The organism is Novipirellula herctigrandis (assembly GCA_007859835.1).
Lineage (GTDB): Bacteria > Planctomycetota > Planctomycetia > Pirellulales > Pirellulaceae > Novipirellula_A > Novipirellula_A herctigrandis.
Genome location: SJPJ01000001.1, coordinates 8,202,180 through 8,218,944, shown reverse-complemented (window position 1 = coordinate 8,218,944; position 16,765 = coordinate 8,202,180). Strand labels below are relative to the sequence as shown.

The 16,765-nt window shown below is 51.7% G+C and carries 13 protein-coding genes; 5 read left to right on the top strand and 8 right to left on the bottom strand.

Annotated elements, in window-relative coordinates; translation table 11 throughout:
* Positions 1-154: 154 nt before the first annotated feature.
* From CA13_RS29725 to CA13_RS29710, 4 genes are all read left to right on the top strand, one after another.
* Positions 155-1,477 carry a serpin family protein gene (locus CA13_RS29725; protein ID WP_146402843.1) on the top strand — a complete coding sequence of 441 codons (1,323 nt, stop codon included), beginning with the start codon at positions 155-157 and terminating at the stop codon, positions 1,475-1,477.
* A gap of 413 nt (positions 1,478-1,890) precedes the next feature.
* Positions 1,891-2,646 (top strand): HAD family hydrolase, encoded by a 756-nt coding sequence (locus tag CA13_RS29720; protein ID WP_146402841.1) that lies wholly within the window; start codon positions 1,891-1,893, stop codon positions 2,644-2,646.
* 15 nt (positions 2,647-2,661) lie between these two features.
* Positions 2,662-2,814, top strand: a complete 153-nt coding sequence (locus CA13_RS29715) for an IS1096 element passenger TnpR family protein (protein ID WP_146402839.1) — start codon at positions 2,662-2,664, stop codon at positions 2,812-2,814.
* Positions 2,815-2,870: 56 nt separating this feature from the next.
* Entirely contained in the window at positions 2,871-4,160 is a 1,290-nt protein-coding gene (locus tag CA13_RS29710) for a CIA30 family protein (protein ID WP_419195003.1), read from the top strand.
* A 335-nt stretch (positions 4,161-4,495) separates the two neighbouring features.
* On the opposite strand, the gene CA13_RS29705 is transcribed toward CA13_RS29710, so the two are convergent.
* From CA13_RS29705 to CA13_RS29690, 4 genes are read right to left on the bottom strand one after another with little or no spacing between them, the layout of a single operon-like run.
* A complete protein-coding gene (locus CA13_RS29705) occupies positions 4,496-5,101 on the bottom strand; it encodes an alpha-ketoglutarate-dependent dioxygenase AlkB family protein (protein ID WP_419195002.1) in 606 nt (201 codons plus the stop codon).
* Positions 5,101-5,496: a DoxX family protein gene (locus tag CA13_RS29700; protein ID WP_146402836.1), complete on the bottom strand. Its 396-nt coding sequence runs from the start codon at positions 5,494-5,496 to the stop codon at positions 5,101-5,103. The genes CA13_RS29705 and CA13_RS29700 overlap by 1 nt, the downstream gene beginning before the upstream one ends.
* Positions 5,493-6,140 carry a DsbA family oxidoreductase gene (locus CA13_RS29695; protein ID WP_146402834.1) on the bottom strand — a complete coding sequence of 216 codons (648 nt, stop codon included), beginning with the start codon at positions 6,138-6,140 and terminating at the stop codon, positions 5,493-5,495. The genes CA13_RS29700 and CA13_RS29695 overlap by 4 nt, the downstream gene beginning before the upstream one ends.
* A 13-nt stretch (positions 6,141-6,153) precedes the next feature.
* Positions 6,154-6,684 (bottom strand): hypothetical protein, encoded by a 531-nt coding sequence (locus CA13_RS29690; RefSeq protein ID WP_146402832.1) that lies wholly within the window; start codon positions 6,682-6,684, stop codon positions 6,154-6,156.
* 108 nt (positions 6,685-6,792) lie between these two features.
* Here CA13_RS29690 and CA13_RS29685 point away from each other — a divergent pair, with 108 nt between their 5' ends.
* Complete coding sequence (locus CA13_RS29685; protein WP_146402830.1) at positions 6,793-7,647, top strand: endonuclease/exonuclease/phosphatase family protein; 855 nt, start codon at positions 6,793-6,795, stop codon at positions 7,645-7,647.
* A 302-nt stretch (positions 7,648-7,949) separates the two neighbouring features.
* On the opposite strand, the gene CA13_RS29680 is transcribed toward CA13_RS29685, so the two are convergent.
* The 4 genes from CA13_RS29680 to CA13_RS29665 all read right to left on the bottom strand — a co-directional run bounded on the left by CA13_RS29680 (position 7,950) and on the right by CA13_RS29665 (position 16,189).
* Positions 7,950-9,239, bottom strand: coding sequence for a hypothetical protein (locus CA13_RS29680; protein ID WP_146402828.1), 1,290 nt, complete (start codon positions 9,237-9,239; stop codon positions 7,950-7,952).
* 444 nt (positions 9,240-9,683) lie between these two features.
* Complete coding sequence (locus CA13_RS29675; protein WP_146402826.1) at positions 9,684-10,922, bottom strand: DUF5658 family protein; 1,239 nt, start codon at positions 10,920-10,922, stop codon at positions 9,684-9,686.
* Between the two features lie 104 nt (positions 10,923-11,026).
* The gene (locus CA13_RS29670; RefSeq protein ID WP_146402824.1) at positions 11,027-11,698 is read right to left on the bottom strand and encodes a hypothetical protein; all 672 of its coding nucleotides are present in this window, start codon (positions 11,696-11,698) and stop codon (positions 11,027-11,029) included.
* Between the two features lie 219 nt (positions 11,699-11,917).
* Positions 11,918-16,189 (bottom strand): sulfatase-like hydrolase/transferase, encoded by a 4,272-nt coding sequence (locus tag CA13_RS29665; protein ID WP_146402822.1) that lies wholly within the window; start codon positions 16,187-16,189, stop codon positions 11,918-11,920.
* Positions 16,190-16,765 lie beyond the last annotated feature (576 nt).

Here is a 16,765-nt window from a genome sequence, read left to right as displayed (position 1 = left end):
TGTGTTATGACTTTCAAAGTTTCGGCAAAAATCTGCGATCACTCACCGCTATAGCCGTCGAGCAGCAAGAGCTTCGGTAATCGGTTACCCATTTGCATTCCCACCCTCAAAGGCTGACAATGACGAAAAAGTTACTTTACAACAAGGAACGGCAATGCGTGCTTGGACCATCTGCATTTTGTTTACTGTGTGTTGCCTCGGCTGCAACCAAGCTGAAGAAGCTAGGCGGAAAGAAGCTGAGGCCCAAAAAAACGAAGCGCATCTCAAGTGGATCGAACTTGCACTGCAAAACTACCATTCGAACCCTTCCGGCAAGCCACTGTTTACTGTCGTGGCTGACCTGTCGGAAATTGTAGATGGTAGCAACCAATTCGCCTTGGATTTGTACCAACAACTGCGAACCAAAGAGGGAAATCTTTTCTTTTCACCCAGCAGCATCTCGACTGCTCTTGCGATGACTTACGCTGGGGCGGCTGGCGAAACGGAGGCAGAAATAGCGAGTACGCTTCGCATCCAAATGCCCAACGAACGACTGCATGAAGGGATGAAGACGCTACAAGACTTTTGGAAGTTGCCCGCCCCCAGCAAAGGCATCAAACTGAATTTGGCAAACCGCTTGTGGGGTCAAGAAAGCTTTGAGTTCTTGCCGGAGTTTTTGGGGGTCACTCGTGATCAGTACGATGCGGAACTTTCTCAGCTGGATTTCGCTCAAAGTGAGAACGCTCGTCAAACGATCAATGCATGGGTTGAAGATCAAACCGAAAACAAGATCACCGGTCTCATCCCAGCAGGGGCAATCACGTTGCATACCAAACTTGTTTTGACGAATGCCGTTTACTTCTATGGCACTTGGCGAGACCCGTTTAAAGAAAGACTCACCAAAGAGGAGGACTTCCACTTAGCGGCAACGGACACGATCAAAGCCCCGATGATGCGACGCACCGACGAGTACCGATACGGCGACATTGACGATATTCAAATTCTCGAACTGCCGTATGGCGATGGCAGCTTGTCAATGGTCGTGCTGCTTCCAAAAGCCGTCGATGGACTCGCTGATCTTGAAACCAATCTTAGCTTCCCCAATTTGAAGCGATGGATGGCGAGCGTCAGACATGAAGACGAAGTAAGAGTCTTCATGCCAAAGTTCAATACATCCTCCGAGTTCGAAATGAGCCGCACGCTTGAGACCATGGGGATGAAGTCGGCATTTGATGCTAATACCGCCGACTTCTCTGGCATGACGGGTGACAAGGATCTGTTCATTTCTGCGGTGATCCACAAAGCCTTTGTTGATGTGAATGAGCAAGGAACGGAGGCGGCTGCGGCGACTGACAACATGGCCTTTGGGGGCGGTGTCGAGACGGAACCGAAGCAAGCACCCATATTCCGAGCAGACCATCCGTTTGTGTTCATGATTCGTGACAACCGGACACAGGCAATCATGTTTCTAGGAAGAATCACCAATCCGCTGGAGTAGCTCTGTGCGTCAATACGCATAGGAACCGACGACGCCGACCAGCGACACGCTCCACCTCGACCCTAAGTGCTGAGACACCTCATTGTTCAGCCAGACCTTCCCATTGGCGTTCTCAACTTGGTCATAGATCCACTGTGATCATAGGCCCACTTTACTCTTCAGGTGTTGGCGGCATCACTGTCGTTCGTCACCCCCGGTATGGAATATCTGGAAGAAGAATTGGGCTGAGACCAATCAAGGTTCCCAACAAAACTTGGCGGTATGCGTTCGTGTGATCTTTTGAGGCGAATTCTTCCGGCTAATATTTTGGAATCTAGCCATCTCGCTCACTTCCTCATTTCAAGGTTATCGATCAGACTCGTGCCGAAGAAGTTCAACACGAACAGAACAAAATAGCTCACAAGGTTTTGGCCATGCCGTTTCGAATAACAGGGAAATACGATCTTGTCATCTGTGACATTGACGGTTGCCTATCTCCCGAGTCACACGCCCCAATCAACATTTCGGGACTGGCGAAGATCGCCGAACACAACCGTCTTGCGATTCAAAATCGTGATCGCCCTGTCGTCACGCTTTGCAGCGGCAGACCAATTGGCTTTGTCGAGTGTCTCTGTCGGCTCATCCAGAACACCTTGATTCCCTGTATCGGGGAAAACGGGGTCTGGCTCTGGCGACCGGCCGACAATTCGTTCGAATGTGATCCGGCCATTACCGACGAGCACATGGAAGTCGTGCATCAGGCTCGGAAACTTCTACGCTCACTTTTTGAAGCGAATGGAGTGATTCAGCAACCGGGAAAGTCAGCGTCGGTGGCTCTCTACCATCCCGATACGGCTTTTCTCCGGTCCATCGTGCCAACGATTGCCCAGGAGTTTCAGAAACGGAACTGGCCGATACGAGTTTCGATGACTTGGCTCTATATCAATTGCGATCTCCAGCACATCAACAAGGCGACTGCGATAGATCGACTGATAGCTCAAAACAGCATCAAGCCGGAACGAACCGCAGGGATTGGCGATACGATGGGTGATAGGTTTATCGCGGAGCGTGTTTCGTGGTTCGGATGTCCAGCGAATTCCGAAGCCGAGATTAAAAAGGCAGCCACCTACGTTTCGCCACACGACGAAGTTGAAGGTGTATTGGATATACTTGACCAATTAGTCCACTGACAGCAATGACGAACCATGCCTGTTTCACGACGAGCATTTTGCGGAGTCTGGGGCTACGCCGAATTCCTGAAATCCATCGCCGATCCGATGCATCAGCAACATGACGACATTGTAGAATGGGCAGGCAAGTTTGATCCTGAAGAGTTTGATGCAGCAAGAACAAATTAGGCGGTTTGGCGTAGATTGCCGGATTGGAGATAGTACCGATGAAAAGGATAAGCCAAATGAATCGAGCGACATTTCTTTTAGCAGCGTTATTGATCGCAGCAGGCATGCCAGCGAACGCTGAAGAGCGAATCCTATTCAAGTTTGACAAGCCTGACGACGCCAAACCTTGGCGGACCGTGAACGACGGCGTGATGGGCGGTCGCTCTGATGGTCGCTTCAAAATCAACGAAGACAAGAATATGCAGTTCTTTGGCAGCTTGTCGCTGGAGAATAACGGCGGCTTCGCTTCGGTCCGAGCCAGACAAGGGAATCTCGCACTGGAAAGTGACGACGTGATTGTGGCCCGAGTCCGTGGTGACGGTAGAGAGTACACGGTGAACGTCTACACGCAGCCCAACCTCGGAGGGTATTCCTATCGCCAATCATTTCAGACAAAGAAAGGTGAATGGATCGAAGTCGAGTTTCCGGAAAACAAATTCGTGGCCACTTGGCGAGGCCGATTCTTTCCAAACGAAAAGCTCGATCCCAGCAAAGTGACTGGTCTGGGGTTTCTGCTTGGCGATAAAAAATCGGGGCCATTCAAACTTGAAGTCGAGTGGATCAAGGTCCGCAACAATCTTGGTGAGATGTTCAAAGCGTTGTGCGAAGGGACGTACAAGCATCACCTTCAAGGCGTTTGCACCGACGAGAAGTCGATCTTTTGGTCGTTCACCACGACGGTCGTTAAGACTAACATGGAGGGGACGTTGCTGAAGCAAGTGCCGGTCGCCAATCACCATGGCGATCTCTGCTTCCACGAGGGCAAACTCTACGTCGCTGTGAACCTCGGCAAGTTTAATGACCCACAGGGCAACGCCGATTCATGGGTCTATGTCTATGATGCTGAGACGCTAACCGAACTTGCTCGACATGAAACGCAGGAAGTCTTCCACGGAGCAGGTGGGATCGGCATTCGGGACGGCCACTTCTTCGTTGTAGGCGGTTTGCCGGATGAGATCGAAGAGAACTACGTCTACGAGTATGACAGAAACTTCAAGTTCCTGACAAAGCACGTCATTCAGAGCGGCCACACGCATCTAGGAATTCAGACTGCGACCTTCGCCCATGACCGCTGGTGGTTAGGCTGCTACGGCGACCCAAAACTTTTGCTCGTCACGGATACTGACTTTCGCATCGAGGGCCGCTATGAGATCGACTGTTCTTTTGGGATCGATGGTCTGTCTGGCGGTCGCATCCTTGTGGGCAACGGGCGTTGTGAGAAAGACAAAGGCTGCAATGGAAATGTGCAGACGGCATTTCCAGACAAGAATGCCGGATTCACCTTTCAAGGCGGTGCGGTGAAGTAATCAAAGTACGCTGCCGTCGGTGCCACTACGCCACCAACAATTCTCTCCAACCCGACCCCAAGTGCTGAAACTCAGCCATGGTCAGCCGAACTTGACCATGGGCCTTCTCAAGCTGCTCGTAGCCGAACCTCAGCATCAAGATTCCACGTTACCCGTTGCATCTCCATTTCTCAATCAAACAAACTGGAATCGTGGAATCGTGGAACAACCTGCGAATGGCCCTTCGAGACAATAAAGCCAACCCAGATCAAGAGTCAAACTCGATTTTGAGCAATATGTTGTCTGGATCAAAGTCGCAAAACGGACATTGATTTTTCGGTCCATGCTCGATCCCTTCAATCGCCAAGCGAACCCTTTGAATCTTGTGCAGGCTTAACAATTTGCCGGTAGGTCAGATTGATCCGCTCTTCGACCGGTTGCTTTGTCTTGGGAATCTCATGTTTCCAGAATTGTTGCATCGTTCCCGCCATGATAATGAGCGTACCGTGACCGACCGGGAATTTCATTGTTTCCTTTGTCTTGTTGTGTTTGATCCGAAAGCTCCGAGTCGCTCCCAACGACAACGACCCGATTACGTTCCCCATTTCGGGCTCGTCATCGGCGTGCATCCCCATACTGTCTTGACCGGAACGGTAGCGGTTTAGCAGGCAGTAGTTGTACTGGCCCTGAACAGCTTCGATCTTCTCCTTGATCTCAAGTAGCGTCGGCGTCCATGGAAGGGCGACATTGACGGTGCCTGAATAGCGATAAGTCGCACCTTCATCCCCATAAGAAGCCGTCAAACGAGGCTGCATGTGACCGAAAATACCCGGCTTCTGTTCCCAGACACAGTTGTCCCGCAATTCGCAGAAGTACCGATCCGCGATTTCAAAAGGCAAGAAAGATTCGGCGTAGAGCAGAATACCTCCATCCGTGAGTTTGATGGTTTGCAATGAGTTCACTACGCCCGCTCCTTCTCTAAATCGACGCCCCGATCCGGTCTTGTATGCCAATAGGCCCACAGGATGAAGCCCCCCTGCAATGGAAGTCGGAGCAGGTGAATGATCGGCGAGGCGGGAAGAATGTCCTGATGCTGGTAGAGATACACGTTGGCAGGAAACACGGCAATCAGCAGTGCGATGATTCCCCACGCCGCCAAATGCGAACATTTTGGAATCAGCAGCAGGATACCCAGCAGAATTTCACAAACGCCGCTGACCAGCACCAATTCACCATGAAACGGAAGATAGGGCGGCACAATTTTCAGGAAGAACTCTGGGTTCACGAAGTGCATCGTGCCAGCCACGATCATAAAAATCGCCAGTAGGGTTTTCGAGATCGGCTTGATGCGTTTCATGGATTGGCCTGTTTGAACGCATCGAGAAAAGTCTCCGGGGCCTGAGCACCCGACAATGCGATCGCATTGTTGATGATAAAGAATGGAACGCCATCGACATGATACCGCTGAGACATTTCTCTGCCGTTGGTGATAACATCCAATCCATCATCACCGTTCAGCATGGTGTCAGCATCTTGCCGGTCCAGTCCAACTTCCGCAGTCACGTCAATGAGTGTTTCGCGATTACCGATGTCTTTTCCCTCCGTGAAGTAGGCTCGGAACAGTGCCTCCACCATGGCGTCCTGACAATTGTTTTTACCAGCCAACCCAATCAGCCGGTGAGCATCAACCGTGTTTGGCGTTCGCTCCGTTTTGTCGAAAGCGAAATGAATTCCTTCGGATTCACCAACCGCAATGACTTGCGCGTCCAGTTCCATGGAACGTGCCCAACTGCCGAATTTTCTAATCCGATATTCTTTGCGACGGATGCCCTCTTTTGGCATCGTTGGATTCAGTTGGAAGGGATGCCAGTGAACCTGCACGTCGTGCGGGTCGTCAACATGCTGATCGTCAACGGCATTAATCGCCTTCTCAAGTCGCCGTTTGCCGATGTAGCACCACGGGCAGATTACATCGGAAATCACATCGACGGAAAGATTCATTGCAACTCCCTGCTTAACGATAAAAATCGATCCAGTTTAACCTGATCGATTTAGGATTGTCCTCAAGCAAGGCTTTGGGCAACTTCATCTCGAAGTAGCCTTCCTTCAGCGGGATTGTTTTCGTCGGTTCCCCATCCTTGTCGACCATTCGAATCTCCATCCACAACGGCTGCTTCACGTCCAGTGGCAAATTTTCCTTGCCGTCCCTCCAGAGTCGCACCTTGCCATCCTGACTCAAAACCGAAGCTTCAAGAGTGACTTTGCCGCTGGTAACTTTGAGATTCTCAAGTCCCTTTAGGTGCAACCGCAACATCATGGTAGTCGGCCATTTGTTGCTACGGCGCTCGATGACTGCCTGACTGATACCGAATGGGCTGCGAACCGAAATGACGGCCTTGTTCTGTTCGACCGTGACTTCAGCTTTGTCGTCATCACGCTTTGTGGTGATTTTGAATGGAGGATCATCCCCGCAAGCGGTGACGCAATTCATCATTCCCAAGATGGGAGGCAAGAAAAGGAACGTGATTGCCAAAAAGTGTGACATGGTGGCGACTTCAACTCGATTCGTTTCAAACAGGTTCTTGACTGCCTTAATTCTATCGAAGCAAGCAAAGTCGGGCTAGAATGGACGAACATAACCTTGGAGATGCCAATGACAATTTCACGCCGACAATTCGGCGGAGCACTCGGAGCAGGTCTCGCCGTAGCCAACGCACATTTGTTCGCGGATGAACCGAATTCCAAGCCGCTTCGAATTATCGCCTACAACATTTTTGGACTCACCGGTTGGCCACACCAACGCAACTTGGCAAAGCAAGCTGTTGCCAAAGGCCAGATGACAAAGCGGCTGGCGATGGAATTAGCTCTCCACGAGCCCGACATCATCAACTTCTCAGAATCACCCAAGGAGGAACTGACCAAAGAAGTAGCCGAACTTCTGGGAATGAATCATGTTCGACTACCGAGCGGCGGAAATTGGCCGGGAACTCTGTTGAGCAAGTTTGAAATCACCGAGTCTCAGAACGCACCCATGACGGGCGCGAGACCAAAGGAATTGTTCACTCGGCATTGGGGGCGAGCCACAGTGAAATTGCCTGGCCACGAAAAACTCATCGTGCATTCGGCACATCTGTACCCAACCGCCGATCCTTCGGTTCGGCTGAGAGAGATCCGAGCAATGATCGAATCGATGAAACCAGATCTCGATGCCGGGCGGTCGATGCTTTTAATCGGCGATCTGAATCACGGTCCTGACACAGACGAATACAAACATTGGATTGACGCTGGATGGGTGGATACGTTCGCCAAGACCGGTAACGGCGAAGGCCCCACGATCAAGTCTGACATTCCCCAGTGGCGGATCGATTACGTCATGGCTGCTGGACCAATCGCAGATCGGATTGTGGAATCAAGGCCGTTGTTTGAGGGAGCCTTTAGACTACACATCAACGACAAGGAGTCTTTTGCCTTGAGTGACCACTTACCGCAGTTGGCAGTTTTTCGATAATCAAAACAATTCGACGTGACCACGTCCGAAGCGCTAGAACTCTTTCTGATTCCACCCGAGATTGCCAACTGGTTGCGTGTCTCACCTGACACCGTTCTTGGCTGGATCCGCCGTGCTGAACCTAGGGCGGTCAATGTTGCCATCGGAACGAAACGGGCGAGGTGATCGAGACAGTCATAAGAGCCTCGACGAGTTTCTGCGGCTTGGCGACACTCACCACTCTTTGCCATTTTGGTTCTGTGTTCGTCCCTGAATGTTGGCCGCCATGGCCACATTCGATGCGGCTTTCGTCTTGCCTCTGACTACGCCACGATATCGCTAACGTCAATCAGATGCACTTGCCGCCCCTCACCGGTGTGTGGCGAGTCGATCGCGACTCGCTTTCCGTCGTTGCTGCTGCGAGGGTGCGTGTCGCAGCGCCATTCGCCAGTGTATTGCCTTGGTGAGCGGAAACCGCCCAACTCAACCTTGCGGCCCGAAGGCACATGAAACAGATACGGCTTTTGCTCGCGTGTTTTTGCGTCGGGATATGTATCGTTTAGAATCCACTCGTCGTTGGTATTGGGCACATAGGTGTTGTGACCGTTTCGCGTCATTACACCCTCGCCGACGATCTGTACTTCGCCGGTTTGGTCTTTGAAAAGGTAGAATGCATCCTTCTTTCCAGCGGGCCGAGTCCAAGCACAGACGTGCGTCGAATCTCGCCAAATGAAGTGCGATGTGTTGCCGGATGGATCGAGGATGTAACGCTGTGTACCGTCCATATTCACCGTGAACATCCGCGTGGTGAACCGACCGGTTGGCTCGGCGTTGGCACCGCTACCGATGCTGTCACGCCAACGATGCAAGACAATGAAGCGGTTGCTATCGGGGCTGATAAGCAGATGATTGAAATAGTTCCATTTGTCAGCCAAGGACTTGCCCATATGATCGATCTTCGCGGCGTCGGCCAGCGAGAAGATCAATTCAGATTCACCAGTCTCGATGTTCATCTTCCAGACGCCGGAGTTCTCCGGAGCGTGTTCTTGCGGGTACCTACCGTCAAGCCCAACATAGCCATAGCCGGGTCGCATGCGTTGAATGCGCGCGAAATCAGAGGTTACGGCCCATTTTCCATCAGCACTCAGTGCGTACACGGGCCGCGGCAGCGTACGAGTTTCTCGCGTCTTGACGTCCATCACTCGGCACACATATTTGTCACCTTCGCGATCATTCCAGACAACTTCCGAATCAGACTGCGGACGCCACTGCAACATACAACCTTGTTGCCATCCCCATGCGCTACTTGTGCCCAGTTCAATCCACTTGTCGTTGTCACCAGTATCGACCATGCCGACTTGGATCACATCGTTATCGCGTGGCGTACGGCCTTCAAAATCGGTTTGATTGGACAGCACAAAGCGGTTCGTCGGATCAAACTCCAACTTGTCGTAGTAGCCGAACCAATGGTGCTTTGGGCCGTGTGTGATCGTGCGAACCAAAGGCCAAGGTTGTTGTGACTGTTGGCCGTTCGCGATTGCCCCCAACAACGGAATCGCCGAAGCCGTTGCAATGGATTTCAGGGCCGCTCGTCTTGAGAGGAGTGAGTTCATTTAAGAGTTTTCGGGTGGGATTTTGATGCGACTGGTATCTTGAAAGAACGGGCAAAGACAGTCAGCGTCGGCAGGAAAGCATACGTCCATTTCACAGATGTGAATCAGGTAATGGGCGTGTTGCACACCCAAAATAGTCTCGCACACCAGATTCCAACAAGCAAGTCTCTTCCCAAAATCAGCCATTCCAAGTCCACGGTTCGAGCCAGCTCATCATTTACCAGATAGTGCCTGGCTTAGCATAAACAACCTAAGTGACCTGCGTCCCAAAAAATGAATTATGAGTTGTGCGAGTGGACCGGCCCCGGGGAACGCAAACGCAACTCTTCCTGGTTTTCCATAAGACTTTCCAGGCGTTGCATTGGTACGTGTGATGCCCGCCTTCGGAGAATTCCCAAATGTACAAGGGATTGTTATTCGCAATCGTCCGCAATCGAAATCGGATCATGCCAACAGCGAATGAAACGTAAGCCATCGCGCCGTCAGTAACGTCAATACCAGACAACACCACCACGTCGCTTTGCGTGTGAGCGGCAGACGACGATACAAAAAAAGTATAGCGACGGCGAAGGAAGTGACTCCCATCTTAAACGCCAACAATTGCAATGGATCGGCAATCAACTTGCTGCCAATTGGATTGAGTTCCCTCATCGAACCCGTTTGATGTGCCAACATGGTCCAAATCAAGTCAACAGCCGACAATATCGCGATAATCGACAGTGAGCGAATTGCGTTACCTGTAAGTTTGTCGGTCGGTTGGTCTGCATCATCCATTGTGAAGGTTGGCTGCGCGATTGTCATCAGATGTCCCACCGCAAACACGACAACGATCAAGGCCAACATCGTCAATGGGTAATGAAGACGACGCGAAAGCTGGTGAACGGCGACTTCGCCATCAACAATCAACCGGGCCTCATTCAACTCATCTACTTGTTTTTGAGCTCGACAAAGAAACTCTTCCGTCGGTTGAAATTGACTGGCAATGTGTCGCCAAATTTCTCGATCGGCTCCCACACCTGCGCTACTGGGAACTTCGATCTCGTCGCCACCGTCCGCTAACTTCACTAGCAGATATTCAAGAAAATCGTCTGCACGTGAATTAGGGTACATGACGATTCGCCTCTGATTTGAAGTGAGGATCACAACACAATTTTGTTTCAGTTTTCCGATGTCGCGGTACAGGCTCGTCAACGGACTTGCTTGAAACCCGCCGCGAGGCCCACCGCCGCCACGAGGCCCACCATCACCGCGTGGCCCACCATCACCGCGAAGCCCACCATCACCGCGAAGCCCACCATCACCGCGAAGCCCACCATCACCGCGAGGCCCAACATCACCGCGAGGCCCACCGTCACCGCGAGGCCCAACATCACCGCGAGGCCAATCAATCCCTCCGCCGCGTCTGCCTGCTCCCCAACCTCGATTTTCATATTCGGACAGATCAAAATCCGATTGACTGTACTCGGTGCCATTGATAACGATTACATCTTTTCCAAGCTCTAGTTGATACGGCGGCGAAACATATTCACCGTTCACGAAAAGATACCCACTATCCGTTGTTAGCGATGACTTCGACGCCGGGCCACCAAACGAATCGTCGGGTTGAGCAAGGAGTTCTCCGCTGAAAAACAGACAGCAAGCAATTGCGACAACGAGTTGGTTGAGAGATTGTGACTTAGCCATGGGAACAAATGTGAGAGATGAAAGGAACGTTGTTGGCAGCCAACGGCACTGGCCAGCCAAAGGTTTCAAAATTTTGCTTATCGACGACTTAAGGAGACATCTTTCTATGCTTCCCCCCGCGTTGGGGATTCGCCTTGCAAGCTCACAAACCTAACTTGCTTCTCGATGACGTCGTTTGAAATGAGTTCATTTCCTTGCAACCCGGGATAGTCCGCAGCATAGCGGTAGGCAAGACAGATCGGAGTTAAATGATCGCCGTCAAAGTCAACCGGTATCGTTTCGCCTTGGACCATTGGCCCGCTTCGTTCGACCGGGACGACATACTTCCACACCATTTCTGGAGCGGGCGTAAGCCTCTGAATACGTCCCTTGACGGATTCGAATAGCAACGTGTTACCGTTAGGCAACCGATTACCGCTGGCCATGTTTCCAGCATGAAACGGCTCGCAAATCGGTTTGGAAATTGCGTGCTTTGCCCAATCGAACGTCCCGTTCTTTGTGATCGGAATATCGCCGCCTTTGAAAGTTGAATGATCGCTTCGGTAATTCCTATAGAGAACCATCACCTTTTCGGCATCGTTCCGCGGCGAAGGAACCCAGTGAGCGTTGGGAAACGTCTTGTTAGGACGCGGCGCGAATAGTGTGTAGCCCTGAACCGCCCCCACTTCATTGCGAAACAGTCCAACCGCATGTGTTGATTGTTTACTAAACGCAGGAAATCCCGCAAACATGCTCAAAACAAACACTGTGGTTTGCAGGATCTTCTTGATGCCCACTGTGCACTCACCTTCTTCGTCGTGGTGGAATTTGGCGTGCGGATTGCCAAAAGACACTCCGCCGACACCTGTGCATTAGCGGACCGTTGTATCGTTAAACCGCAGTACTCCGAAAAGGTTTCGCAAAACCTCCGCAGGCGGATTCGACAAATCAAAGAGCACGCGGAACACGTGAGAAGAAGTTTCTTAAGGCACTTCAAGAGGCGATCGCCAACCGACCTATCGGTATGTCAATTGCATCGTAGCGGAAGTGGCACTATCGCTAATCGCACGCACCCAGCAAGCAGAGAAACCGGAGGGAAAATCGTGCCTCAGTGCTTCGTTTTGCCGCACCACAAAAGCTCGGTACGGCACCCACAACCCGCTACCCTCAATGTCAACTTCCACAGTTATGGTGACAGGATTCGGTGATTCATGCGACAATTCGAGCGATTTTTCGTCATAACCTGTCATCAGATAAGGATCCGACGGAACACCTGCTGTGACTTTCGTATTGCGCCAAGGCCCCCCACTTCCGATTGGTTTGCCGAACTTCCAAAGGTCGTCGATACTGCCGAACCATAACGCCGCATCGGCTTTCTGGTCCGAATTAAGGTTATCCGCAAAGACATGACCATCGTTTTTGGCGTCGCTGCGGACACCTGCCAGAACAAGCAAGCCATTCCATGTACAGAAGTCAGTGATCTGCTTCGAATGGCTCGACACCGGACGCATTCGATTCCATGCCGGTGGCGCTCCGTTGGTAACCAGAGGTACTTCATAAAACGTGCCGTGAATATTGGCAAGATGACGCTCCGATTCCACTTCACGCGATGTACGAGGCCACATCGAAGCAAACGGCTTGTCGAATGCGGAATCCCCTTTTGGTAGTCGCAAGACCCCATCCCCTGATTCCAGAATGACCGATGCTTCATCGACAGTGAATTCTGGTTCAACGTGCAGTAACGAAGCAAGATCCGTATCCGGTTTGTCGGTTTGAAAAACAAAGTCGGCCTTGGTGAATTCAAGAAAACGATTATCCCCGGTGATCACTCGAAGGTTGCGGTTGCGTTTGGCAGCATAGATGCGAGCCTCGTGAACATCCTTGTCGCCAACCTCTGCCAGACCCGCAAACAGTTCCTTGTTTTGCGGAAGCTTGCCATCGATGAAACGGCTGGTGGTCTGGTGTAAGAACGCAGTCGCTACACAGTCGCGGTCGGTTTTAAAACGAACCCAAACGGCATCAAAGTCATCGGGAAAAAAGTACGTAACATTACCATCCGCCGGAACGTTGACCTGAGCAATCTCAGCCCAGTCCCCCGTCCCTGTTTGATCCGCTTCCAACGTGAACGTGACGGATCCGGATTCGACCATCGCCGGAGTAGAGATTGGCCAAGTGACCATTGCACCCGCAGTAGGAATGATCTGTATATCCGTGTTGTCTGCGGCAACAAACGCAGCGTGAGGCATACCATAGGAACCGGGCGTGTGCTCAGTATCGTTTCCCGGAATGGAGACGTTTCCGATGGGAAATTCGCGTCGGTAAACCTGGTCGCGGAATGTTTTGTGCCACATTACGGTCATGTCCGTTGGTTCCCATTCGGGATCAAGCTTTGGTTTACCTCGTTGGTCCACCGCAAGATAAACGGTCACGGGTGAATCAACTCTGAAATCGAATCCCGCAGCCGGATTGTGCCAATCACCGCGAGCGACGGTGACTCGGGGCAAACGAGCAAGTGGGTTCGGCATGGCGGTGATCTTGAACCGATCGTTTGTGCGAAGCGTTTTAACTGCTTGGGGCGTCTTTTGTCCGACCGCCAAGTGCACAACACGGCGGTCGAAGCCGGCGACCAGAAATGGATCCGACGGCTGGTCGGTCTTCACATCATCTTGGATCCATGGTCCACCATATCCACTCGCCGGTCCCCACGTCTTCAAATCTTCGTAATTGCCAAACCAAAGATTGCTCTGAGGTTGTCCCGCTAACTTGTTTCCCTGAATACTGGTCTCGTCGGACGCCAGAACAAGTCTTCCATTCCAACTGCAAAAATCGGGGACATATCGCAAGTGACTACCGATCGGCTTGATACCCGCCGACATGTTTGCTGAAAAATGCTTAGGGAAATCAAAGAACATGCCATGCATGTCCATCATCCATCGATCATCGGTGATTTCGCGAATGCGAGGCCACTCGGTATACCAACCGTGACTTGCGTCGTTGCAGTAGGCAGCTTTCGGAAGCAAAAATGTGTGCCAGGTGCCATCGTCCAAGACTTTCAAACGCACACTGCGACGATCCCAACCCATGGTCCAAATGGGATCATCGCCGTCACTTCCACCGGTGATGCCCGACGGCCCAGTAACTTCCGTGAACTGACGTCGTTCAACGATCTTCCAATTGGTTCCGTCGAATTCCGCCAGCACGCCGCGTTCCTCTTCGTTCTTTGCCTTGCCGCCCACCAACACGTCGTTGTAGTCGCCAACGTGAAGTTCGCCATTGTTGGAAATGACCAATCGGCCTTGCGACGTATACCCACCTTTGCTGTGCCAACCGGGAACAGGTTTCTTAAACAGACGCTTTACGGCCAACGTGTGGACGTTGGCTTCCCAAATCGCCCCTTCCATATCAATGTAGTAAACCATGTCCTGCGGATCGCTCAGGTGACGCGCAATCGCCGTCACTCGCATCGGCATAACGTTCGGCGAAATCGTTCGAATCTTCCCACTGGCGTCGATGAGATAGTGAGCGATCAAGAGCTGATTCGATTCCGGATGGATCATCCGACCGGCCGGGGTGCCGCCAACGCTTTCCGAATGCACCGTCATCGGTTTCGACAAATCCGGATCGACCGAAAACAGCTTATGCTCGCTTCCTTTGGGCATGTGCGGGGCATAGTTGACCATCCAAAGTTTTCCGGCCCAGGGAACGATAGCACCAATACCGCATTCGTTGTGTCCACTTTTATAGTGGGCGCCATTTTGGCTGTAGATGCCATACGTTGTCAGCTGCGGATAGACCCCGCTAATGAAAAGATCCGTGCGTGGTATTGGCGGTGGATTTTGGGGAATCGCATGAGGTTGAGCTTGGGACGGAGATTTAGGCTTGGGCGATGCGGCTGTTATCCGCTTTTTATGTGATTGAAGTTCCGTGACAAGCCGCTCGGCGATGACCTGATTCGCAGGTTCATCCATGACGTTTTCTAATTCCACGCGGTCGGTTGACAAATCGTAGAGTTCATGGAAAACGTGATCCGCCCCGACCTCAGTTTCAACATACTTCCAGCGGCCATTTCTGACGGCCCAAAGAGGTTCGCTTCCAAGCTGGGGCGTCGGAGCCTCATACAGAAAACTACGCCGCCAATCGATTGGTGATTTTCCTGCAACGATTGGCAACAGGCTACAACCGTGGAGTGAACTGGGCACAGACAAACCCGCGAGTTCGTAAATCGTTGCCGTAAGATCGATATTCAGCACGAGCTTTTCAGAGATTTGAGCAGCGGTAGACGGCCCCGCAATGGCCATTGGGACTCGCATCGATTCCTCGTAAGGAAGCACCTTGTTTGTCATACCATGCTCGCCGAGAAACCAGCCGTTGTCGCCCATCAGAATGATCCACGTCTTATCGCGAATTTGCCGCCGATCCAACTCGTCGAGCAAGCGTCCCACCGAAGCATCCATCTGCTCAACACTAGCGTAATAGTCACGCATGTGGTTACGAATATTCGTTGCATCGTCGTAGCCGTATTTTGTCGCCTGCGTTCGATTGCGGGATGTCTTCAAATACTCGGGCTTGCCATCCAGATCGTCATTCCATGTTTTGGGAAGCGGCATTTGGCCAGCATCATATTCAGCAAGGATCTTTTCGTCCGCGGGCCACGTGTGTTTCTGATCCATGTGCGGAACTTGCGTGCATAGCCACAGCATGAACGGTTTGTGTTCTTTGACGGCCCCATCGATAAAGCGAATGGATTCTTCGACGGCGACATCATCGACAAACCCTGGCATGACCTTCGTTTCACCATCAATTGTAAATTTTCGGTTGTACCAGGGACCGTTGGACCAACACGTCGAGGCAAACTCGAATCCACATTCATCCGGTGTTGATTTCAAGTGCCATTTGCCAACCACCCCAGTCGCGTATCCATGTTCGCTGAGCGCATGCGAAAAAGTTCGTTCACCATCCGCCAACGAGACGACTCCGACCGAAGTGACGCCGTTGGCACTTCCGTATCGCCCCGTCAAACATGCCGCACGACTAGGCGAACAAATTGCCAGGGTTACAAACGCATTTTCAAACCACGTTCCCGATTTGCAAATTCGATCTAAATTTTGCGTTGCGATTATCTCGTTTCCACCCGCGGCAAGACAATCCCAGCGATGGTCATCGGTCAGGATAAACACGATGTTGGGTCGCTCAGCAAAAAGCTCCGACGCCTCTACAATCGCAAACACAGGCAACCAGCAAAGGACGAGAATGTTTATCTCGAACAGTCGTCGATAACAAGATTGCATGATTGGGCTTTTCTTTCGGTTGCAGGAAAAACGAGGCTAGTTAACTTACCAGGATTCTTTCATTCAGCCATTCTCGCTGAACCAACATGGCGTGTGTTTGAGAATGGCTTACCGTGGGCAAATTCACTCATCTGTTCGCAAGTGTTCGCAAGTGTTCTTGGGTCGCGCGGCCAGACGTCGTAGCGGTGCGGTGGGACGTAGGGGATGGCGCCCCGTGTCCAGCCCCTGCGGTGCATCGCTGCGCCGCAGGACGTGGTTCGCCAATATTCATTTGTGGGCGGCGACACGCCAAAAATACACCATGCAAACACCACCGCAGGTAAATATTATCTTAGCCCTTCCCACTATGCTTGCCACCGGCAAGTTTTCACCGGCAAGCTTTCACCGTGATCTTGTGGCGAATGAAACGTTGACAACCAGTTCATCGAGATGATTGTTTGCTTAAACATACTGCCCAAGGGCAGTTCGCCAACGACGCCAACCGGTTTAGGAACCTCGCAAAACTTTCCTTTTCCAGTCTCAATATTGCCCTGGAAATCATACAGAAAAATTGCTTTGATCAACGGAGCAATAAAA